Source organism: Ruegeria sp. AB8, from assembly GCF_056542605.1.
Genome location: NZ_JBQGAB010000014.1, coordinates 45130 through 64501 on the forward strand (window position 1 = coordinate 45130; position 19372 = coordinate 64501).

Consider the following 19372-nt stretch of genomic DNA (forward strand, 5'->3'; position numbering starts at 1 on the left):
ATTCGTACGAGTTGGCGTTCAAGTGGGATGAAATGCAGGATTTTGCATCAGAATTCAGCAAGGCGATGGCTCTGATCCTGAACGGGGATACAGAGCTTTGGGCGATCGTCCTGCTATCCCTGCGCGTTTCGATCTTTGCCGTGTTGATTTCAGCCGCCATCGGCATGCCCTTGGGTGCTGCTCTTGCCGTGGCTCGGTTTCCGGGACGCCGAGTGCTGATTGTTCTGATGAACGCCCTGATGGGTTTGCCGCCCGTGGTGGTGGGGTTGCTTGTCTATCTGATGCTGTCACGCTCGGGGCCATTAGGAGTCTTGCAGCTGCTTTACACACCAACCGCGATGATCATCGCGCAGGTGGTTCTGGTCACGCCCATCGTCGCAGCATTGACACGACAGGTGGTCGAGATGCTGGCCGAAGAGTATTCGGAGCAACTGCGCTCGCTTGGCGTGTCGCGACTGGCCTCGGTTCCGGTCTTGTTGTGGGATGCCCGGCTGGCACTTGTCACGGCGTTGCTTGCGGGCTTCGGGCGGGCCATTGCCGAGGTTGGCGCAGTGATCATCGTCGGCGGCAATATCAATCACGTGACGCGGGTCATGACGACCACCATCGCGCTTGAGACATCCAAGGGCAATCTGGCGCTTGCGCTGGCCCTTGGGGCGATCCTGATCGGAATTGCGGTAGCGGTAAATGCAATGGTCAGCGCGCTGAGCCTCAGGGCTGAGCGGGAAGGATTACGCCATGCGTGATCTGGCTAGTGAAATGTATAGAAAACTGCAGGTAAAGGATCTCAGGATCGCGCGCGATGGCAAAGATCTGCTGAACGTGCGGGAACTGACTTTGGACGGGCCTGGCCCGACGTTGATCCTCGGGCCGAACGGGGCGGGTAAAAGCCTTCTTCTCAGGTGCCTGCATGGGTTGATCGCGCCGGACGGCGGCCGGGTGTTTCATGACAACGTGCCGCTGAATGCCGAACACAAGGCGCGTCAGGCGATGGTCTTTCAACGGCCGGTTCTGTTGCGCCGCTCTGTTGCGGGCAATCTGGGCTTTGTGCTGAAACGACAGGGGCTGAACCACGCTCAGCGCAGGGACCGAATTGCAGAGTTGCTGACCGAGGGCGGGCTGGAAGCCAAGGCGCGTCAAGCGGCACGATCCCTTTCCGGAGGTGAGGCGCAGCGATTGGCCATTCTTCGGGCACTGGCTACATTGCCCGATACCTTGTTTCTGGACGAACCGACCAGCGCACTTGACCCAGGCGCGACGCAGAAAATCGAACAAATGATCTTGCGGGCTTCCATGCGGGGCGTTCGCATCGTGATGGTGACGCACGACATCGGTCAGGCCCGGCGATTGGCGGCAGATGTGGTCATGATGCAGGCCGGTCATGTGGTTGAACATGGCGCCGACAATCAGGTACTTGAGGCGCCGACAAGCGAAGCCTCGCGACGCTACCTTGATGGCGGACTGGTCACTTGAAAACTCGACGGAGAACTGAATGATCCGAAACTTCATTCGGGCAGCGGTTGTAGCGTTTGGCCTGCAGCTTGCCCCCGCGCAGGCGGAAGCGCCGTTTATCATCGTTCAATCGACCACATCGACGCAGAACTCGGGCCTGTTGGATTACATCCTGCCGGGTTTTGAAGCGGAAACCGGAATTGATGTTCGGGTCGTGGCAGTCGGCACAGGGCAGGCGATCAGGAATGCGATCAATGGGGACGGCGATGTCCTTCTGGTGCACTCAAAGCTCGCCGAAGAGCAGTTCGTTGCTGACGGCTGGGGCGTCGAACGCTTTGACGTCATGTACAATGACTTTGTGCTTGTAGGCCCCAAGTCGGATCCGGCCGGTATTCGCGGCGGCTCCGATGTTCTGGCCGCCCTGTCTGCGGTGGCCGAGGCCGAGGCCCCTTTCGCCTCGCGCGGGGATGACAGCGGAACCCACAAGGCCGAAATGCGTCATTGGGCCAGTGCAGGGATTGATCCGACCAAAGCGTCGGGTAGGTGGTACAGTGAAACGGGATCGGGAATGGGGGCCACGCTTAATGTGGCAAGCGGGTTGCAGGCCTATGCGCTGACGGATCGGGCCACCTGGCAGTCATTCGGAAACAAGGGCGACCTTGAAGTACTCGTCGAAGGTGATCCGCGCCTTTTCAACCAATACGGCATCATTCTGGTTAACCCGGAAAAGTATCCGGGTGTCAGGGCCGCTGCCGGGCAGCGTTTTATCGACTGGTTGACAGGGCCTGACGGGCAGGCCGCCATCGAGTCCTACCAGTTGGACGGACAACAGCTGTTCTTCCCAAACGCCAGATGAAAGCAGGCGCTCAGCCGCTGGCCCCGTTATGATGGACTGTTCCCATGCGGGACAGATCGTATCCGCCGAATTCGGTTGCTCGAGTGGAAAATCGTTCTGATCGCAGGAATCCCAGCAGCTTTTGCAGGGGAGCGTCAAAATAAGCGCGTCGCCAGATTGCAAGGTCCAGCCTCTCGGTATGCGTCGGGACAAAACCAAGATTGTAAAGCCCGGCCAAGGCCCCCAATCCGAATCCGACCTCGGCTTTGGCATCGTGCAGGGCCACAGCCAGTTCTTCCTCGGTCCGGGCGCAGGATGGCAGCGCGTCCAGATCATCCCGAGTGAGGCCGCAGGCGGACAGTTGTACGTCGAACAGATGTTGGCTTGCCGCACTATCCTGACGGAGTATGACCCGCCGCGCTTTCAGGTCACCAAATTCCCTGATGCCCGACACGCCTGGGGCCAGCAACAGACCGCGCTGTCTTTGCGCGATCTCGATAAGGACAACCGGTGCTTCGCCGAAGGTGTTGCGCATCGCCTGGGTGTTGAACCCGTTTTCTTCGTGGATATGCAACACGGCAGCCTGCGCGCTGCGACCTTTCAGGCGGTTCAGGCCGTCGAAAGACCCATCGTAATATGTTGCCAGACCCGATCCGCTTTCCCGCAAGGCCCAGTCCAGTAGGGGATCGTGACTTCCTGCGACAATCGGGGGAAGCGGCGGTTCCGCGACCTGCGGCCCGGATCGCGACGCGTTCAGCCAGGCGATGACCTCGGCCCGGGGGAACAGCAGCTTGCCCATCGCGCGCACGCAAGGCACTTCGCCCGAGGAGGCCAGATCATAGGCCTTCCGCTCACCAATGCGCAGCAGGTCGGCCAGTTCTTTTGTGGTCAGGTAGTGGGACATTCAGTCGAGGCGCACCGCGGAACCGGACCCTGCATCCGCAGCACTGAACCCGGCCTGTTTCAGAGCATAAGGCGCGCTGACAGTGATAACGACCATCGCCGCAACAGCGGCAAGAAAGGCTTTCATGGTTCCCTCCGGCTCAGTTTTCCGGTGCGGTGGCGTGGCGCAGAAAGTCGATCAGATCCACTCTGTCCTGTGACCCGGCGATCCGTTGCATCGGCATCTTCGATCCCGGAATGTAATGGTCCGGACCCTGATCGAACAAGGCATTAATTGTGTCCTCATTCCAAACGATATCAGAGTCTTGCAGCGTGTCCGAGTAGAAATATCCGGGCAGGGTGCCTGCCTGCCGGCCAAACACGCCGTGCAAAGTCGGTCCGGCCCGTCGTTCACTGTCGGGGGTCAAGCTGTGGCAGATCGAGCATTTTCGGGCAAACTGGCGTTCGCCATTGCTCATCTCATCCGGGTTTTTTAGGAAGCTGGGTTCGGCTGCCGCCATTTGTTCCTGATCCCCAAGGGCGGCGACGGGCCAGCTGTACATCGCCTCGTCAATGCCGCCGGCATGGATGTTCTGACCGTCCGACGAGAAGGCCAATGCCCAAACCGGCCCGCGCAAGGTTGCACGGAAATCCTGTGCGATGCGCCATTCGACCGTGTCGATCACCATGATGTAACCTTCGCCGTCGCCGACCGCCAAAAGGTTGCGATCGGGACTAAGCGCCAGCGCAAGGATTGGACGGCGGTCGAGCGTAAAGTCGCGTTCTTCGTCGGTTGTCAGGTCCAGGATGCGCGTCACACCGTCCACGGCGCCATAGGCGATCCAGTTGTCAGTGGAGTTCAGAACCAGTTCGTTAATACCGAACCCGTGTTCGACCATCCGGTCAGTTTCCTGTCCACTGGCAACGTCCCAAACGCGCAATGTACCGTCCATGCCCGCCGAGTATAACGTGGCCCCATCCGGCGAAAAGGTAACGGCATTCACACCGCTTCCTGCCTGAAGTGTCAGCGAGGCCGAACCATCTTCTGGCCAAATCCCGATGGTTCCGTCCCAACTGGCCGTGGCCACATGCGTCTTCGAGGCGGCAAGCCCAACGATCTTGCCTTTGTGTTGGCCGACGATCTCTCCGTCTGGCCACCGACGCAGCGTGAAATCGTCCCCGGCGGAATAGACAGCACGGCCGTTGAAGGCGACGGAATTGACGGCGGCCTCGTGCCCTTCAAGCCATTCCGGCTTGCGGTCCGACCACAGCCCGACCGAGTTGTCGAAACTGGCAGTCGCAATCCGTCCGTCCGGCGCAGTGGCGATCCCCATGATCGGCCCGCCGTGACCCTTGAGCGTGAAAAACTCGGCCAAAGCCGGGAAGGGGATCAGGGCCAGTGCTATGACCAGCTTGCGCATCTATTCCGCGGGCGAGGCCGCTGCCTTGCCAGCCTCTTTTTCCTGGACGTCTTCCAGCCACAGCGAATGATGCTCGCGGGCCCATTGTTCCTCGACCTCGCCCGTGCCCATGGCGTCGAATGCGCCCTCCATGCCGACCGAGCCCAAGTAGATATGGGCGATGATGATGGCGATGAACACATACGCGACCATCACGTGCCAGACTTGGGCATACTGCATTTCTTCCTGCGGGGACATCTGCTCGGGCAGGGTCAGGCCCAGCATTTGCGGAAGCCCGGTCGCGTTGGCGACCGAGAAGGTCTTTGCGAACATCGGCAGTTCAAAGGGGAACAGAAGCGACAGACCGGACAAGCTGATTGAGACGCCAAGCAGGATACAGGTCCAGAAGATGATTTTTTGGCCTGCGTTGAACTTCCAGGCGGGCGGGTGACTGCCTTTGGAAAACAGGCCTCCTCCGGCAGCTAGCCATTTCAGGTCGGTCCGGTTGGGGATATTGTGGGCGATCCAGTTCACCGTGACGATGATCAGGCCAAGCATGAAAGCCCAGGCGAGGTTGTTGTGCAGCCATTTGCACCCTTGAGCAATCGTTGCAAACCCTTCCTTGCCGACAAGCGGGATCAGGAAGTCGCGGCCATATAGAGTCAGCAGACCCGTAACGCCAAGGATCAGGAACGACCCGGCAAACAGCCAATGGCCAAACCTTTCAAATCCATTGAAGCGCGTCACCGTGCGGCCGGTCCTTTCGCCGTCGATGCGGATTTTCCCGCGGATCAGGAAAAACAACACGATGACCGCCAGCATTCCGCCCACGATATAGGTTCCGTATTCGCGCAGCGGTCCGGTTCGAAAGTTCAGCCACCACATACCGCCGTCCTGGATCAGTACTCCGGCTGCAGGCCCTTTGGACGACACCGTCACGTCTGCCGACCCATAGCGAAGGGCGCGATAAACATCGCTGTCCGAGGCGACGCCGCGCGTTCCCAACTGGCCAAGCAAGCCTTCGGCGTTGCCTTGGCCGGTATTGTCCGAGCGATAGCTGTTATCCACCTTTTCACCGCGCTGACGCGCCAGGATGTCTTCAAGCGTTGTCGCGCCGCCAGTCTCTGACCTGTCGGCAGGGGCAGGGGCTTCGGTTTCACTTGATTGGGCGACGACGATCTGGGCCATCGAGAATGTCAGCAGCAATACGGTGAGCAAGCGGAACATCTGAACCTCGGTCAAAATCCCTAGTCAGACGACCCGGCGCAGCGGGTCGTCTGTTTGGTTCAAGAAAACGGTTTTATCCGTCTTTCTGGTCGTAGGCCGTGCCCCAACCCCAGGCGCCCGAGCCAAAGCCACGGGCGACGACGCGCTCGCGGTAGATGGCCGAGACCACATCGCCGTCACCGGCGAGCAGGGCCTTGGTGGAACACATTTCGGCGCAGATGGGCAGTTTGCCCTCGGCGATCCGATTGCGACCGTACTTGGCGAACTCTGCGGTCGAGTGCGTTTCCTCGGGGCCGCCGGCGCAGAAGGTACATTTGTCCATCTTGCCGCGCGATCCGAAGTTGCCAGCCTGCGGGTATTGCGGCGCGCCGAACGGGCACGCGTAGAAGCAATAGCCGCAGCCGATGCACAGGTCCTTGGAGTGCAGGACGACGCCTTCCTCGTTCTGATAGAAGCAGTCGACCGGGCACACCGCCATACACGGTGCATCCGAACAATGCATGCAGGCAACCGAGATCGAGCGTTCGCCCGGATTACCGTCATTGATCGTCACCACCCTGCGGCGGTTGATGCCCCACGGCACCTCGTGTTCGTTCTTGCACGCGGTCACGCAGGCGTTGCACTCGATGCAGCGTTCAGCGTCGCAGAGAAACTTTGCTCTAGCCATTATCGTCCTCCTTACGCTGCCCAGATCTTGCAGAGAGTACACTTGGTCTCCTGCATCTGGGTCACTGAATCATAGCCATAGGTCTGGGCGGTGTTGGAACTTTCACCCAAGACATAGGGATCGGCACCAGCAGGGTATTTCGCCCTGAGGTCTTCGCCCTGGAAATGGCCGCCGAAGTGGAAAGGCATGAAGGCCACGCCGGCACCGACTCTGTTGGTCAGCATCGCCATAACCTTGACCTTGCCACCTTCGGGACCTTCGACCCAGACCTGTGATCCGTCACGAATACCAAGGTTGTTGGCATCGCGCGGATTGATCTCGACGAACATGTCCTGCTGCAGCTCGGCCAGCCACGGATTCGACCGCGTCTCATCACCGCCGCCTTCATATTCGACAAGACGACCTGACGTCAGGATTATCGGGTAATCCTTTGAAAAGTCGTTCTTCTGGATCGAAGCATAAAGGGTGGGCAGGCGATAGGCATGCCGGTCTTCGTAGGTTGGATAGTCCTCCACCAGATCGCGCCGGTTCGTATAGAGTGGCTCGCGATGCAGCGGGATCGGATCCGGGAAGGTCCAGACGACAGCGCGGGCCTTGGCGTTCCCGAAGGGCGCACAGCCATGAGCGATCGCGACCCGCTGGATACCGCCGGACAGGTCGGTCTTCCAGTTGGTCTCTGGTCCCGCAACGGCGTCGATAGCCGCGCGTTCCTCAGCGGTGAGGTCACCGTCCCAGCCAAGGTCCATCAGCATCTGCATCGTGAACTCGGGATAACCGTCCTGGATTTCCGATCCAACGCTATAGACACCTTCGGCCAGCAGGTTATCGCCGTCGCGTTCTACGCCAAAACGGGCGCGGAAGGTCAGGCCGCCTTCGGCCACCGGTTTGGACATATCATACAGGTTCGGTGTCCCCGTATGACCCATTTCCGGTGTTCCCCAGCAGGGCCAGGGCAGGCCATAGTACTCGCCGTCGTTGGGTCCGCCAATGGCTTGCAGCGTGGTTCTGTCGAACGTGTGCTGGTTGGCCATATGGCTTTTCAGACGTTCCGGCGACTGACCGGTGTAGCCGATGGTCCAGAGGCCCGAGTTGAACTCACGGGTGATGCTTTCAACATTCGGCGTTTCCGGGTCTTCCATCTCGATATTGCGGAAGAACCGATCCGCCCAGCCGAACTTGTTGGCGAACTTGGCCATGATGACCTCGTCCGGAAGGCTTTCGAACAGCGGATCAACCACCTTGTCGCGCCACTGCAGCGAACGGTTCGACGCCGTGACCGAGCCACGGGTTTCGAACTGCGTGCAGGCGGGCAACAGGTAGACCCCATCGGTGCGGTCATGCAGAACGGCCGAGACGGTGGGATACGGGTCGATCACGACCAGCATGTCCAACTTCTCCATCGCCGTTTTCATCTCCGGGCCTCGCGTTTGCGAGTTCGGAGCGTGACCCCACAGAACCATGGCACGGACGTTGTTGTCCTGATCCATGTTCGCCGGGTCTTCCAAGACACCGTCGATCCAGCGGGAGACCGGGATGCCACGTTCGTTCTGAAGTGGTTTGTCCTTGCCTTCCTTGTCCTTGATCGTGGCGAACTGGCCAGCCAGCCATTCCGGTTCTTCACCCCAGACGCGGGCCCAATGGCCCCAGGCGCCGGCTGACAGGCCATAGTAGCCGGGCAGGGTGTGTGACAGAACACCCAGGTCCGTCGCGCCCTGCACGTTGTCATGGCCGCGGAAGATGTTGGTCCCACCACCCGAGGTGCCCATGTTACCCAAGGCAAGCTGCAACACGCAGTATGCGCGTGTGTTGTTGTTGCCGTTGGTGTGCTGCGTACCGCCCATGCACCAGATCACGGTGCCGGGACGGTTGTTGGCCATGGTCCGCGCAACGCGCTTCAACTGCGAGCCCGGAGTACCGGTGACGCGCTCGACCTCATCCGGGTTCCACTTGGCAACCTCTTCACGGATCTGGTCCATGCCCCAGACACGGGTGCGGATGAACTCTTTGTCTTCCCAGCCGTTGTCGAATATGTGCCACAGGATACCCCAGATCAGCGCAACGTCTGTGCCGGGGCGGAAGCGGACATATTCATCTGCATGCGCCGCGGTGCGCGTAAAGCGCGGGTCGCAGACGATCAGCGGCGCGTTGTTCTGCTCTTTCGCGCGCAGAACGTGCAGCAGCGAGACTGGGTGCGCCTCGGCCGGGTTGCCGCCGATGATGAAGATGGCCCGGGAATTATGGATGTCGTTATACGAATTGGTCATGGCGCCGTAGCCCCATGTATTCGCAACACCCGCAACAGTGGTTGAGTGGCAGATACGGGCCTGATGGTCCACGTTGTTCGTGCCCCAGTAGGCGGCGAACTTGCGGAACAGATAGGCCTGTTCGTTGTTATGCTTCGCGGACCCCAGCCAGTACACGCTGTCCGGCCCGGATTCCTCGCGGATGCTCATCATGCCGTCGCCGATCTCGTTGATCGCTTCTTCCCAGCTGATGCGCTTCCACTCGCCGCCTTCCTTTTTCATTGGATACTTGAGGCGACGCTCGCCATGGGCATGCTCGCGGACCGAGGCCCCCTTGGCGCAGTGCGCACCCAAGTTGAACGGGCTGTCCCAACCGGGTTCTTGCCCGATCCAGACACCGTTCTGCACTTCGGCGACGACTGTACAGCCGACCGAACAGTGGGTGCATACGGATTTGATATTCTCAACGGCCTGGTTTGCCGCTGTCTGGGCGCTGGCTGGCGTCACGGTTCCACCCGTGGCGCTGATCGCGGCAAGGCCGCCGATCGTCAGGCCCGAGCCACGCAGGAATGCGCGGCGATCGACGGTTTTTTCGCCGACCTGGGACAGGATACTTGTCCGCTGGGGGCGTCTCGCAACCCCGTTGGTCTTTTTCCTAAGCATTGTTTTCCTCCCTTGCTGGCCATGTGAGCCATGGCTGGCTTGGTACTGCTGAAGCCGACGTCAGGGCCAATCGCAACCGTCAGTCGGGTGTGACGTCGTCCGGATCAGACCCGGGCGCTGTCGTCGCGGCTCAGAAGCGCGCGCTTTTTAAGTATGCGCGCGTATGCGCTGTGTCCTGAATCCGGGTCTCGTCCGTCGGCAGCTCGGCTGCCTCGGCTTTCCCGGTCAGGCTGGCGGCGGCAACGGCAGCGGGTGCTGCGGTACCAGCCAGTTTCAGGAAATCGCGGCGTGTGGCGCCGTCTTCCTTGGTCTTGCTCATGGGCTCCTCCTTCCCAATTGCGATTTAGCGCCGTTTGGGGCGCTGGCGAATGGCAGCAAGCTACGCCGCCATCATCCGGAAAGCCTCCCGCTCGATCTCCATGAAAATCCGGCCGGCTGTCCCGACCGAGGCATAGAGAACCGAAGCTTCGGCGGCTTCGAGATCCGAATAGAAATGCATGGCCCATGGGCCGATGTGCTTGTTCCAGAACACCTTCTGGTCCTCCAGCGTGGCGGGCGCGCCAAAGCGTCCGACAATCATGCCCGCCATCATCTCCATCAGCGACGCGATGTTGTCCTCGGGTTCAAACACGTTTTGCGCCCGCGTAATCCCACGCGCTGCCATGTCGTTGCGTAGATGGGCCAGTGGTTTCTCGTTCAGGAAACCCGTCAGGTAGAAGCTGGCATAAGGCAGCAACTCGCCCCGACCCAACCCGATGAACAGCGCATTGAATTCCCGTTCCGCCGCTGCGGGTTTGGTGACTTTGGCAACCCTTGCCATGGCCTGAATGGCCTTGCCCAGTTCAGTGTCGTCGCCACCCAATCCGGCCATCTGATCCAGCAGCAACTGATCCGGCGGGCCCGCCAACAGCAAACCAAGAAAGTTGTAGAAATCCGCGCGCAGTCGGTCTTCGGCCGAGACATCCAGGTTTTGCGCGTTGCTTGCGGTCATTGGGTTATCCTTCGAATTCAAACGTCATACGGCGCGGGGCAGGGGTTAGTTCGGTATCGTCAGGCGTATCGCTTTCTGCGACCTGTACAGGTTCCGGTCGCGTGTCGTCATCGAATGCGGGTTCGTCCCGGACCTCGGTGATCACCTCGTTCTCGCCTTCGGGTGGACGTTCTTCTTCATCACATTCGGCGGCCAGCGCCTCGACATGGGCCAGCATACCTTTGCCGACCTGATAGGCCGTCTGAATGTTCTCGATGACGCATGCGGCGTCCGTATAGTCCTCACCGTAGTCGACCAGCCCGTCCACATTGGCCAGAACCGGGTTCAATCGCCACAGGCGTCGCAATGCACGTCGGCGGAGGCGGTCGGGGACGGCCTGGGCCATGAACCCTGAAATGTCGTCACCGGGTTTCAGATCATCCGGGTCCGGCAGATCGAATGCGGCAAGAATCTCCGCATCTGACTTCTCTTCCAGCTCTGCCTGCTGTTCTGCCACTTTCTGCGCTTCGGAGGAGGTGCGTTCAGCCTCGGCTTCAGCCTGAACGGCAGCCTTGCGGCGGGACCAGAAATCGCGCACTTCCGTCATTGCACGATCCTCCGCGGCGCGCGATACACGTCCGAGGCCTGCCGAATGCGCGCATCCCCTTTTCCATCTTCCACCAGATCGGTCCGTTTCTTGTCGCGGCGGCGTTTGATGAACACCTCATCCCGGTGATGTTGCAGGGTAAAGTCGCGCACCCACGCAATCAGACCCTCGCTCATGGGGATTTTTTCGACGATCTCTTCTCCGGTATCTGCATAGTCCTGACCTTCAAAAGGAGAAGCCGTGATCAGAACCGCATTCAACGGATGATCTCCGTCAAGCTCGTCCCGCAAGACCAGATAGACCGACGGTTGAATGTCAGACAGGTTCACCATGTAGGCTTCGGTTTCGTCTGCCCAGAGCGTCAGCGGAAGGGTGGCTGCGTGGTACTCCACGGCTTCCCCCTCGCGGCGCAATTCCTTCCAATCTGCAGGTCCTGCTCCGGGCAAAGCCGCCACTGCACGCCAGCTCCACCGCGCCCAACGGGTCACACCCGGTGTTTTGCGCACAACAACGCCAACCGGCATTTCGATCTGATTTGCGGCCCTGGCCACCTAATCCTCCCCGAAAGGCTCTCCCCTGCCTTCCTTGGTGTCCACTATGGTACACAATACGGCTTTTCGCCAAGCATCTTATTGGAGCGAAACATGACAATTGATCACCACAAGTTTATTTTTTAACCAATTGGTAATGAATTTTGGTGTCCGGGCGAGGGTTATGCGGGGTCGATCCGGCGAATAAACCCTTCTTTGGTGCCGTGGACATTGCCTCACTGCGCATACGGCTTAATGTGCTGAAGGTGGGAAAGCGATGGGGATGGACATGGCCATAAAGATGCTGCTTTGCGATTGCGCGGGAACCCAGTCGCTGGATGCGGACAAGGTGGCCTCGGCCTGCGATGTGTCGTGTTCCAAAATTCACAGCGCGCTGTGCACGCGGGAACTGGAAGCCGCCGCCTCTGCGCTGAAAGGCGAGGATACGACAATCATAGCCTGCGGGCAGGAGCAGGACGTGTTTCGTGACCTTGCCGACGATCTGGGTGTTGAAACGCCCGGCTTTGTCGATCTGCGCGACCGCGCAGGATGGTCCGAACAGGGGCAGGATGCGGCACCCAAGATCGCCGCGCTGGCCGCCGAAGCACTGCTGCCGCAACCGATCACTCCCAGCGTCGATGTCGTTAGCGAGGGTACCTGCTTTGTCATTGGACCGGGCGAGGCCGCTTTTGCGCTGGCCGGGCGTTTGTCAGGTACTTTGGCGATCACGGTGCTGGCCACCGATGACGCTGTACCGGTCTCCAGATCGTTTGACGTCGTGCATGGGGAATTGCGCACGCTGAATGGGGCGCTTGGTGCGTTCTCGCTGAAGCTGGACAGGTTGAGGCAGTTGAAACCCGGCGGGCGGGGCGCGTTCGGTTGGACCGACGCAAAGGATGGCGCGCGATCGGTCTGCGACATTGTGATCGACCTGACCGGCGGCACCCCATTTGTTCAGGCCCCGGCCAAGCGCGAAGGCTACCTGCGCGCCGATCCGCGCGATGCGCTGGCCGTCGAAAGGGTGGCGTTTGATGCGGCGCAATTGGTTGGAACGTTCGAAAAGCCGCTCTATGTTCGTCTCGATGAAACCCTTTGCGCCCATTCCCGGGCGGAACAGGTGGCTTGCACGAATTGTCTGGACATTTGTCCGACGGGTGCAATTACTCCGGCCGGAGAACACGTCGCAATAGATCCGATGATCTGCGCCGGATGCGGCGAATGTTCATCGGTTTGCCCGTCGACGGCGATCACCTACGAGGATCCGCCCCTGGCCGCTTTGCTGTCCCGGATGAATGTCCTGGCGCGCACCTACCGAAGGGCCGGAGGCATCGCTCCGCGTTTGCTGGTTCACGATGCCCATGGGGCCGAGATGATCCGGCTTGCTGCCCGGTTCGGTCGGGGCTTGCCTGCGGATGTGATCCCGCTGGAACTGAACGTGATCTCGGGCTTTGGTCATGCGGAAATGCTGGCCGGTCTGGCCCACGGTTTTGCACGAGTCGATGTCCTGCTTTCGCCAACGACCGAAAAGGACGCGCTGGACAAGGAACTGATGCTGGCGCAGGCCATTGCCGATCCCGAGTGTCTTGGTGTGATTGATGAAGCTGACCCGGATGCACTGTCTGACCGTCTTTACGATCAGCATGTCCCGCAGGCTTTGACCGATCCGGTCCTCCCCTTGGGAAATCGTCGGCAGGTCGCGCGACTGGCAGCGCAGGCGCTGAACCCTGGCGCCGATGAGCCGATCACTTTGCCACAGGGCGCGCCATATGGGGCCATTGCTGTTGATACGGATGCCTGCACGCTGTGTTTGAGCTGCGTGTCGCTGTGCCCGTCCGGCGCATTGGTCGACAACCCGGATATGCCGCAACTGAATTTCCAGCAGGACGCGTGTTTGCAGTGTGGCCTGTGTCGGACGATCTGCCCCGAAAAAGCGATTGCTCTGGTCCCGCAGCTGGACCTGAGTGACAAGGCCCTGTCTCAGCAGGTGTTGAACGAGGAAGAACCCTTTGCCTGCGTCGAGTGTGGAGCGTTGTTCGGTGTGAAGTCCACGGTCGAGCGTATTATGGACAAACTGTCGGGAAGCCATCCGATGTTTGCCTCATCCGAACAGGCGCGGATGATCCAGATGTGCGACAATTGCCGTGTAAATGCGCAGTTTCAGCACCAGGACAATCCCTTTCAATCCAGCCCAAGGCCGCGTGTTGTCACCACCGAGGACTACTTCTCGAAGCGAAAGGATCACTGATGCTGCAGTGGCGCGCCCAGATCGGCCGCGCGGATGTTCGATACGAAGGCGAGGATGGCCTCCAAGTCCTCCAGCGTGATTTCGACCGGGTGAATGGGCGAGGGCCGGGTCGGATCGAAAGGAGGTGTCAGCCCTGCGATCTGGGTGAACGAAGGGTGCGGGTTCAGCGCAAAGAAGGCTTCGAACCGCTCCGACCAGTCGGGCATGGCGCGCAGAACCGCAAAGGACGGGGTCGAGCCCAGACCGTTCATGCGGTTGCGCGGACCAATAACATGACACCTTCCGCAATGGGTAAACGACAGCTCGCGCCCGATTTCAGTGTTCGGGTTCGTTGCCTTTTCTTCTGCAGTTTCAACAGTGTCAAACTGCGTATCGAAAGGAGAGCCCTGATCCGGCACAAAGCTTTCGATCGTGCGCTTTCCAATGTCCGACAGCATCCAGTCCTCAAACCGGACCTGGCGGGGGTCATCCTGAATAAGAAGATGGTAGGTGACGCCATCCCGGGCAAAGACGGGCTTACCCGGCGGGGAGGCCGCCACAGACATTATCCCGTTTTCATCGGCGATAACCCGGATTCCGGTCTTGAGGGAAAAGCGCGGAAGAATATGTTGCAGTAGACCCGAGTCCCTCACCTGATCCGGAGCCGCAAGCCCAAGCGCCTCCTGCGATAACGAAGGGGTGGCAGACAGCGACAGGCTCAGGCACAAAAGGATGGCACGCATTCCCCAAGCCTAGCGGCGACAGGCGGATAGCGTCAAATAAACTGAAAAAGACGGAGACACATGCAATGACAGGCGATACCCACACTATGGGGCGGAACAAGGAAACAGATGCATGAGTGTTCGTGACGCGGTTCTGGCGAACCTGAAAAAGATCACAGATCCGGTTTCGGGTCAGGACATCGTCAGTGCAGGTGTGGTGCGTGCCCTGAATGTCGAAGGTGAAACCGTTCGTTTCGTGCTGGAGATCGACCCGAAACAAGCCGAGCGGATGGAGCCGGTGCGTGCCGCCGCCGAACAGGCCGCAAAGATGGTCGAGGGTGTTGAAAAAGTATCCGCGATGATGACCGCGCATTCCGAAAAGGCGCCGCCGGATTTGAAGCCGAAACCCAAGCCTTCGCAAACGGGGCCACAGCCGGTTGCGGGTGTTGACCGGATCATCGCCGTGGCATCGGGCAAGGGCGGGGTCGGTAAATCGACGGTTTCCGCCAATCTGGCCTGCGCACTGGCCGCCGAAGGTCGACGTGTTGGACTGTTGGATGCGGATGTTTACGGGCCATCGCAGCCGCGTATGCTGGGGGTTTCCGGACGACCGGCAAGCCCTGACGGAAAAACGATCCTGCCGTTGCGCAATCACGGTGTCACCATGATGTCGATCGGCCTGATGACCAACGAAGGGCAGGCGGTCGTGTGGCGTGGTCCAATGCTGATGGGCGCGCTGCAGCAGATGATGAACCAGGTGCAATGGGGTGCACTGGATGTGCTGATCGTCGATCTGCCGCCCGGCACCGGCGACGTGCAACTGACGCTAAGCCAGAAATTCCGGGTGGATGGCGCCATCGTCGTGTCAACTCCGCAGGATGTGGCGCTGATCGACGCCCGCAAAGGCATCGACATGTTCAATCAGCTCAAAACGCCCATCGTGGGGATGATCGAGAACATGTCGACCCATATCTGCTCGAATTGCGGACATGAGGAGCATGTATTCGGACACGGCGGAGTGGCCTCCGAAGCCGCGGCGCTGGGCGTTCCGCTGCTGGGGGAAATTCCGCTGCATCTGGATATTCGCGTCGCAGCCGATGGCGGTGCGCCGATCGTGGTCAGCAAGCCAGACAGTCCGCAGGCCGAGGCGTTCCGCAAGATCGCTCGCGACATGATCGCCAAGGGCCAGGCATGACCGAGCCGGTCTTCCCCCCATTGCTGACCGGACATCCGGTTCAGGGCGGGGAAGACCCGTTTGAGCGCGCGCAGGCAATGGCTGCGCTGGGCTGTGACGCAGGCGCGGTCGTTTACAATATTCAGGAAGACCGTCTGCGGGTTGCGATTGTCTTCGCGCCCGAGGTGCCGCTGCTGGACGCAATGGCAATGCTTCCGTTGTGCGCGGTGGGTTTTCAGAACGCTTTGGGCGCGCTGGCCCCGCCCGAGGTTGCCGTACATCTGGGCTGGGACGGTTTGGTCTGCGTGAACGGGGCCCGGTGTGGACAGTTCCGGGCCGCTGCTTCTGCCAATAGTTCGGAAGAAGTCCCTGACTGGTTGGTGATAGGGTGGGAACTAGCCTTGTTGCAGACAAGCGATGCACCCGGGGAAAATCCTGATGTCACCGCGCTGTATGACGAAGGCTGTGCCGAAGTCGGCCCGGTGCAGTTGGTCGAAAGCTGGTCGCGTCACATGCTGACATGGCTCAATCGCTGGCAAGAGGACGGCAACGGCTCGTTGCACGCAGAATGGATGGGACTTCTGCGCGGCGTGGGTGAGTCGATTGAAGAACAGGGCGTGTTCCTTGGCACGGATGAAAGGTTCGGTATGCTGATCCGCAAGGGTTCGGACACTCAACTGCGCCCACTGACTGAGTTGCTGGAGGCATCCTGATGAAATTGGCCCGTGCCATTCACTTTGACGAAAGTGACATGAATGTCTTTCAGTCGCCTGCGCGCACCGGTGAATGGTGCATTTCGGGCGGGTTCGAGTTTTCGAACTGGGGGTCGGCTGATCTGGCAGGCAAGGCGCGGCAGGCCTTTGCCAACGGCTGGCTGGGGCTTGAGACATTCGGACGGGTGACATTCGTTGCCGTTACCAAGGTCGAACCATCCGAACTTGAACAGATCGCGCAGAGCCTCGCGGATCATTTCGTTCGTTTCTACGGAGCCCCGTCAATCGATGCAGCCCTGGGCGTTGCACAGGCCGAAATTGACCATATGTCCGGCCTGTGTGAAGAGCACGCGCCCAACACGCTGCTTACCGTTGCACGCGAGCTGACCGATTCAAGTGTTCATGAAGCGTTTCGCGTCATCGTTCCCCAAGATGCTGAACTTGAGGCGCTTGCCGTTCATGGGTCTCTGGACGAATAGCGTTCAGATCGTATCGACAAAACCACCGAACTGACCGCGTTTGAAAATCAGGCCCTGACCGGTCCGGTACATCGCGGTTTCGACGCGGCCCACCAAGATCAGGTGATCGCCCGCTTCGTGCCGGTCATGCAGATGGCAATCAAACCGCGCCAGACAGCCGTGCAGCTGGGGACGACCTGCAGGATCCGCGCTCCAGTCTGCGTGCGAGAAATCAAAGCCGTTTCGGGCAAACTTCAAAGCCTGATCCTGCTGCTCCTGCGCCATGACGTGGATCGAATAGTCCGTGCACGTGCTGAAGGCGTCAAAGCGGTTGGAATCCTTGGCAAGGCACCACAGAACCAGCGGGGGATCCAGCGACACCGAGGAAAAGGAATTCACGGTAATGGCGCGCGGCCCTGCGGCCTTGTTGGTCGTGATGACCGTCACACCTGTGCCGAAACAGCCCAACGCCTGGCGAAAGGCGTTGCTGTGATCCGGGCCGGGGGTGAAGGTTCTATCCGTCATTGCGCGCTCGTGTTTCAGACGCGCATCAGGTGCCATGAGCGGTCGGGTTTGTCCATGGAAAGGTGAAAATGGCGTGAATATTTACGCGTCAGTTCAGATCTTCCAGCAATCGCCCATGTTTGCGTGTTTCGACCAGAACATCGCCAAATGTCACCATCCCGCGTGCCCGAAGCATGGGCAGCATCTTGACCAGAGCCTCGGCCGTCGCGACGGCGTCGCCCAATGCCGTATGGCGCAGCGCCTCCGGGATTGTGATGTCCAGTCGCTCGCATAATGCATCCAGGGTGTGTGTGTCGCTGGCACCGAACAGCACAGCCGACAGCAGGACCGTGTCCAAAATCAGGTGGTTCCATTCCACACCCATGCGTTTCTCATGCCGGCGCATAAACGCCATATCGAACGGAGCGTTGTGGGCCACAATGACCGCATCATGAGCGAACTGATGAAAGACACGCCCAGCCTGGGCAATGTCCGGAGCCCCCTGGACCATGTGGTCGCTGACCTTGTGCACCTTGGTCGAAGCCAGAGGGATCGGAATTCCGGGGTTGACCAGCAAATCCAGATGCTCACCTTCGACGATCCGGCCCTTAACCACCCGGACTGCGCCGATCTGCACAACTTCATCCTTGTGCGGCAGCAGGCCCGTGGTCTCGGTATCGAACACCACGAAACACAGATCGGTCAGGGCGCGATGTTCGAATTCTACATCGGTGGCTCCGTCCAGCAGATCGAAATTGTAAACCAGCGGGCGGGCGGCCTCGGGCGGGATATTGGCGGCGCTGTCGTCGAAGATCAGCATGTAGCCGGGCGCATGGCCCAAGGGTTTCATACGCGCGGCATAGCTTTGGTTGCCATCAATGCTGGTCAGCGTACATGCGACCTCGAGCCCGGTCTTGCACATCTTCTCATACGCCGCTGTCAGCGGGTTCGGCTGCAGATACTCGAAAAGAGAGGCGTTCAGCCTAGGATGGGAAATCTGGGCCAAAACCTCGGCGGCCTGCGCGTCGTAGAGAACGATTTTATGGGTCGGACCAGCCAGCAGCATTGCCACCGGAATTTCCGTCAACAGCGCCGTAAGCTTCTGCTTTTCAGCCGCGAGATGAGCAGTTTCTGCAGCGACGGCTTCGGCGATATCAAGGGTTTTGTCAGTGAGCCGATCCGCAAGTCCTGCCGCTGCCGGGGCCAAATCCCCCAAATACCGCGCGGCCTGAAGGTCAAGGTCGCTGCTGACACCGGCATGCGCACGGGCGCGCAGCTCAGCCGACAAGCGCTCGATCGGTTTCGCGACATTGTCGTCAAACAACAGCCAGACGCCGACACTTAGCGCCAAAAGGCCAAAGGCGATAAGAATACCGGCAAAAACAAACGCATTGGCCAGGTCCGGGTTGCCCGTTCGTGCGTATCCGACCCACAGGGCTGCAATGCAGACGGTCAATCCGCCAAGTGCCAGCAGACAGAAGAACAGGAATACTCTCAGGCGCAGGCTCAGCCGGGTCAGCATGATCAGACCTCGCAGGTGGCTTCTATGACCGGGTCTCCGGAACCCGCCGCGATCCAGGTGGCATTCAGCAGCCGTCCGTCATCGGCGAATTCTGCACCGTCTGCCAGGTTGGCGCGGCTGTTTTCGGCGCAATTGACTGCAACGGGCAGTTTCGAAACCGGGGCCCAGCGACCGAAGAAGTATAAATCCACCAGGCGTTGCTCGGGAACCTGCGCGTTGGTGCGTACCGATACGGTATCGATCGCGGCAAAACGATCCACGAAGGGCACGGCATAGGTCCAAGGTCGATAGAAGGCGCGGCTTTCGACCACCTGCACGATTTCCATTCCTTCAGGCAAGGTTTCAAGCTGGCGCCCATACCACGAATATTCGCTGGCGATGGTCACTCCGATCATCCCGGCACCGGCGGCAACCGGCGCGGTCCAGCGGGGCAGACGGCCACCGGAAAGCTTGTTCAACAGCATTGCGATGCCTGCAAAAGCAAAACCTGCAAAAACCGTACCGATCAATTCAAGAAACATGGCTAACCTTTCTGACTCAGGCGCGTCTCGCCTCTTCTTCTTGTTCCAAATACGGTCG

21 protein-coding genes are annotated in these 19372 nt (G+C 59.9%); 7 read left to right on the plus strand and 14 right to left on the minus strand.

Annotation, left to right across the window (positions count from 1 at the left end; genetic code table 11):
- Nucleotides 1–32: 32 nt before the first annotated feature.
- The 3 genes from ACR0CG_RS15215 to ACR0CG_RS15225 are packed head-to-tail and all read left to right on the plus strand — an operon-like array spanning nucleotide 33 to nucleotide 2308.
- Nucleotides 33–746 (plus strand): ABC transporter permease, encoded by a 714-nt coding sequence (locus ACR0CG_RS15215; RefSeq protein ID WP_170676683.1) that lies wholly within the window; start codon nucleotides 33–35, stop codon nucleotides 744–746.
- On the plus strand, nucleotides 739–1473 hold the full coding sequence (locus tag ACR0CG_RS15220) for an ATP-binding cassette domain-containing protein (protein WP_480525979.1): 735 nt from the start codon (nucleotides 739–741) through the stop codon (nucleotides 1471–1473). Before ACR0CG_RS15215 ends, ACR0CG_RS15220 begins: the two co-directional genes overlap by 8 nt.
- Before the next feature lie 19 nt (nucleotides 1474–1492).
- On the plus strand, nucleotides 1493–2308 hold the full coding sequence (locus tag ACR0CG_RS15225) for an ABC transporter substrate-binding protein (RefSeq protein WP_321253460.1): 816 nt from the start codon (nucleotides 1493–1495) through the stop codon (nucleotides 2306–2308).
- 10 nt (nucleotides 2309–2318) lie between these two features.
- Here the strand turns inward: ACR0CG_RS15225 and ACR0CG_RS15230 are convergent, their stop codons facing one another.
- The 10 genes from ACR0CG_RS15230 to ACR0CG_RS15275 all read right to left on the minus strand — a co-directional run bounded on the left by ACR0CG_RS15230 (nucleotide 2319) and on the right by ACR0CG_RS15275 (nucleotide 11497).
- The gene (locus ACR0CG_RS15230; protein WP_480525982.1) at nucleotides 2319–3191 is read right to left on the minus strand and encodes a substrate-binding domain-containing protein; all 873 of its coding nucleotides are present in this window, start codon (nucleotides 3189–3191) and stop codon (nucleotides 2319–2321) included.
- Nucleotides 3192–3317, minus strand: coding sequence for a hypothetical protein (locus tag ACR0CG_RS15235; RefSeq protein ID WP_321253456.1), 126 nt, complete (start codon nucleotides 3315–3317; stop codon nucleotides 3192–3194).
- Between the two features lie 13 nt (nucleotides 3318–3330).
- Nucleotides 3331–4590: a c-type cytochrome gene (locus ACR0CG_RS15240; RefSeq protein WP_480525984.1), complete on the minus strand. Its 1260-nt coding sequence runs from the start codon at nucleotides 4588–4590 to the stop codon at nucleotides 3331–3333.
- Nucleotides 4591–5796, minus strand: a complete 1206-nt coding sequence (locus tag ACR0CG_RS15245; protein WP_480525986.1) for a formate dehydrogenase subunit gamma — start codon at nucleotides 5794–5796, stop codon at nucleotides 4591–4593.
- A gap of 73 nt (nucleotides 5797–5869) precedes the next feature.
- Nucleotides 5870–6463 (minus strand): formate dehydrogenase FDH3 subunit beta, encoded by a 594-nt coding sequence (gene fdh3B / locus ACR0CG_RS15250; protein WP_037307340.1) that lies wholly within the window; start codon nucleotides 6461–6463, stop codon nucleotides 5870–5872.
- Between the two features lie 11 nt (nucleotides 6464–6474).
- On the minus strand, nucleotides 6475–9369 hold the full coding sequence (locus tag ACR0CG_RS15255) for a formate dehydrogenase subunit alpha (protein WP_170806187.1): 2895 nt from the start codon (nucleotides 9367–9369) through the stop codon (nucleotides 6475–6477).
- Nucleotides 9370–9499: 130 nt separating this feature from the next.
- Entirely contained in the window at nucleotides 9500–9688 is a 189-nt protein-coding gene (locus ACR0CG_RS15260) for a ubiquinol-cytochrome c reductase iron-sulfur subunit N-terminal domain-containing protein (protein ID WP_170676697.1), read from the minus strand.
- Nucleotides 9689–9748: 60 nt separating this feature from the next.
- On the minus strand, nucleotides 9749–10360 hold the full coding sequence (locus ACR0CG_RS15265; RefSeq protein ID WP_480525989.1) for a TorD/DmsD family molecular chaperone: 612 nt from the start codon (nucleotides 10358–10360) through the stop codon (nucleotides 9749–9751).
- A gap of 4 nt (nucleotides 10361–10364) precedes the next feature.
- Nucleotides 10365–10946, minus strand: coding sequence for a DUF3306 domain-containing protein (locus ACR0CG_RS15270; RefSeq protein WP_480525991.1), 582 nt, complete (start codon nucleotides 10944–10946; stop codon nucleotides 10365–10367).
- Nucleotides 10943–11497 carry a DUF3305 domain-containing protein gene (locus tag ACR0CG_RS15275; RefSeq protein WP_480525993.1) on the minus strand — a complete coding sequence of 185 codons (555 nt, stop codon included), beginning with the start codon at nucleotides 11495–11497 and terminating at the stop codon, nucleotides 10943–10945. The genes ACR0CG_RS15270 and ACR0CG_RS15275 overlap by 4 nt, the downstream gene beginning before the upstream one ends.
- 268 nt (nucleotides 11498–11765) lie before the next feature.
- Here ACR0CG_RS15275 and ACR0CG_RS15280 point away from each other — a divergent pair, with 268 nt between their 5' ends.
- A complete protein-coding gene (locus ACR0CG_RS15280) occupies nucleotides 11766–13721 on the plus strand; it encodes a 4Fe-4S binding protein (protein ID WP_480525995.1) in 1956 nt (651 codons plus the stop codon).
- On the opposite strand, the gene ACR0CG_RS15285 is transcribed toward ACR0CG_RS15280, so the two are convergent.
- The gene (locus ACR0CG_RS15285) at nucleotides 13715–14443 is read right to left on the minus strand and encodes a hypothetical protein (RefSeq protein WP_480525997.1); all 729 of its coding nucleotides are present in this window, start codon (nucleotides 14441–14443) and stop codon (nucleotides 13715–13717) included. The two genes, ACR0CG_RS15280 and ACR0CG_RS15285, sit on opposite strands and share 7 nt — an antisense overlap.
- Before the next feature lie 112 nt (nucleotides 14444–14555).
- Between ACR0CG_RS15285 and ACR0CG_RS15290 the strand changes: the two genes are divergently transcribed.
- From ACR0CG_RS15290 to ACR0CG_RS15300, 3 genes are read left to right on the plus strand one after another with little or no spacing between them, the layout of a single operon-like run.
- Nucleotides 14556–15617, plus strand: a complete 1062-nt coding sequence (locus ACR0CG_RS15290) for an Mrp/NBP35 family ATP-binding protein (protein WP_480525999.1) — start codon at nucleotides 14556–14558, stop codon at nucleotides 15615–15617.
- A complete protein-coding gene (locus tag ACR0CG_RS15295) occupies nucleotides 15614–16309 on the plus strand; it encodes a biotin/lipoate--protein ligase family protein (protein WP_480526000.1) in 696 nt (231 codons plus the stop codon). The genes ACR0CG_RS15290 and ACR0CG_RS15295 overlap by 4 nt, the downstream gene beginning before the upstream one ends.
- Nucleotides 16309–16788, plus strand: coding sequence for a DUF6505 family protein (locus ACR0CG_RS15300; RefSeq protein ID WP_480526002.1), 480 nt, complete (start codon nucleotides 16309–16311; stop codon nucleotides 16786–16788). Before ACR0CG_RS15295 ends, ACR0CG_RS15300 begins: the two co-directional genes overlap by 1 nt.
- A gap of 3 nt (nucleotides 16789–16791) precedes the next feature.
- On the opposite strand, the gene ACR0CG_RS15305 is transcribed toward ACR0CG_RS15300, so the two are convergent.
- From ACR0CG_RS15305 to ACR0CG_RS15315, 3 genes are all read right to left on the minus strand, one after another.
- Nucleotides 16792–17292: a flavin reductase family protein gene (locus tag ACR0CG_RS15305; RefSeq protein WP_480526004.1), complete on the minus strand. Its 501-nt coding sequence runs from the start codon at nucleotides 17290–17292 to the stop codon at nucleotides 16792–16794.
- Between the two features lie 88 nt (nucleotides 17293–17380).
- Nucleotides 17381–18793, minus strand: a complete 1413-nt coding sequence (locus tag ACR0CG_RS15310; protein ID WP_480526006.1) for a 3'-5' exonuclease — start codon at nucleotides 18791–18793, stop codon at nucleotides 17381–17383.
- A gap of 2 nt (nucleotides 18794–18795) precedes the next feature.
- Nucleotides 18796–19314 (minus strand): hypothetical protein, encoded by a 519-nt coding sequence (locus ACR0CG_RS15315; protein WP_480526008.1) that lies wholly within the window; start codon nucleotides 19312–19314, stop codon nucleotides 18796–18798.
- Nucleotides 19315–19372 lie beyond the last annotated feature (58 nt).

Bases quoted from the DNA above. Each gene is read 5' to 3' on its own strand.
- ACR0CG_RS15220 (WP_480525979.1), top strand. From the start codon at position 739: ATGCGTGATCTGGCTAGTGAAATGTATAGAAAACTGCAGGTAAAGGAT.
- ACR0CG_RS15300 (WP_480526002.1), top strand. From the start codon at position 16,309: ATGAAATTGGCCCGTGCCATTCACTTTGACGAAAGTGACATGAATGTC.
- ACR0CG_RS15315 (WP_480526008.1), bottom strand. From the start codon at position 19,314: ATGTTTCTTGAATTGATCGGTACGGTTTTTGCAGGTTTTGCTTTTGCA.
- ACR0CG_RS15225 (WP_321253460.1), top strand. From the start codon at position 1,493: ATGATCCGAAACTTCATTCGGGCAGCGGTTGTAGCGTTTGGCCTGCAG.
- ACR0CG_RS15255 (WP_170806187.1), bottom strand. From the start codon at position 9,369: ATGCTTAGGAAAAAGACCAACGGGGTTGCGAGACGCCCCCAGCGGACA.
- ACR0CG_RS15295 (WP_480526000.1), top strand. From the start codon at position 15,614: ATGACCGAGCCGGTCTTCCCCCCATTGCTGACCGGACATCCGGTTCAG.
- ACR0CG_RS15240 (WP_480525984.1), bottom strand. From the start codon at position 4,590: ATGCGCAAGCTGGTCATAGCACTGGCCCTGATCCCCTTCCCGGCTTTG.
- ACR0CG_RS15260 (WP_170676697.1), bottom strand. From the start codon at position 9,688: ATGAGCAAGACCAAGGAAGACGGCGCCACACGCCGCGATTTCCTGAAA.
- ACR0CG_RS15305 (WP_480526004.1), bottom strand. From the start codon at position 17,292: ATGACGGATAGAACCTTCACCCCCGGCCCGGATCACAGCAACGCCTTT.
- ACR0CG_RS15265 (WP_480525989.1), bottom strand. From the start codon at position 10,360: ATGACCGCAAGCAACGCGCAAAACCTGGATGTCTCGGCCGAAGACCGA.
- ACR0CG_RS15280 (WP_480525995.1), top strand. From the start codon at position 11,766: ATGGCCATAAAGATGCTGCTTTGCGATTGCGCGGGAACCCAGTCGCTG.
- ACR0CG_RS15285 (WP_480525997.1), bottom strand. From the start codon at position 14,443: ATGCGTGCCATCCTTTTGTGCCTGAGCCTGTCGCTGTCTGCCACCCCT.
- ACR0CG_RS15270 (WP_480525991.1), bottom strand. From the start codon at position 10,946: ATGACGGAAGTGCGCGATTTCTGGTCCCGCCGCAAGGCTGCCGTTCAG.
- ACR0CG_RS15235 (WP_321253456.1), bottom strand. From the start codon at position 3,317: ATGAAAGCCTTTCTTGCCGCTGTTGCGGCGATGGTCGTTATCACTGTC.
- ACR0CG_RS15310 (WP_480526006.1), bottom strand. From the start codon at position 18,793: ATGCTGACCCGGCTGAGCCTGCGCCTGAGAGTATTCCTGTTCTTCTGT.
- ACR0CG_RS15290 (WP_480525999.1), top strand. From the start codon at position 14,556: ATGAGTGTTCGTGACGCGGTTCTGGCGAACCTGAAAAAGATCACAGAT.
- fdh3B (WP_037307340.1), bottom strand. From the start codon at position 6,463: ATGGCTAGAGCAAAGTTTCTCTGCGACGCTGAACGCTGCATCGAGTGC.
- ACR0CG_RS15215 (WP_170676683.1), top strand. From the start codon at position 33: ATGCAGGATTTTGCATCAGAATTCAGCAAGGCGATGGCTCTGATCCTG.
- ACR0CG_RS15230 (WP_480525982.1), bottom strand. From the start codon at position 3,191: ATGTCCCACTACCTGACCACAAAAGAACTGGCCGACCTGCTGCGCATT.
- ACR0CG_RS15245 (WP_480525986.1), bottom strand. From the start codon at position 5,796: ATGTTCCGCTTGCTCACCGTATTGCTGCTGACATTCTCGATGGCCCAG.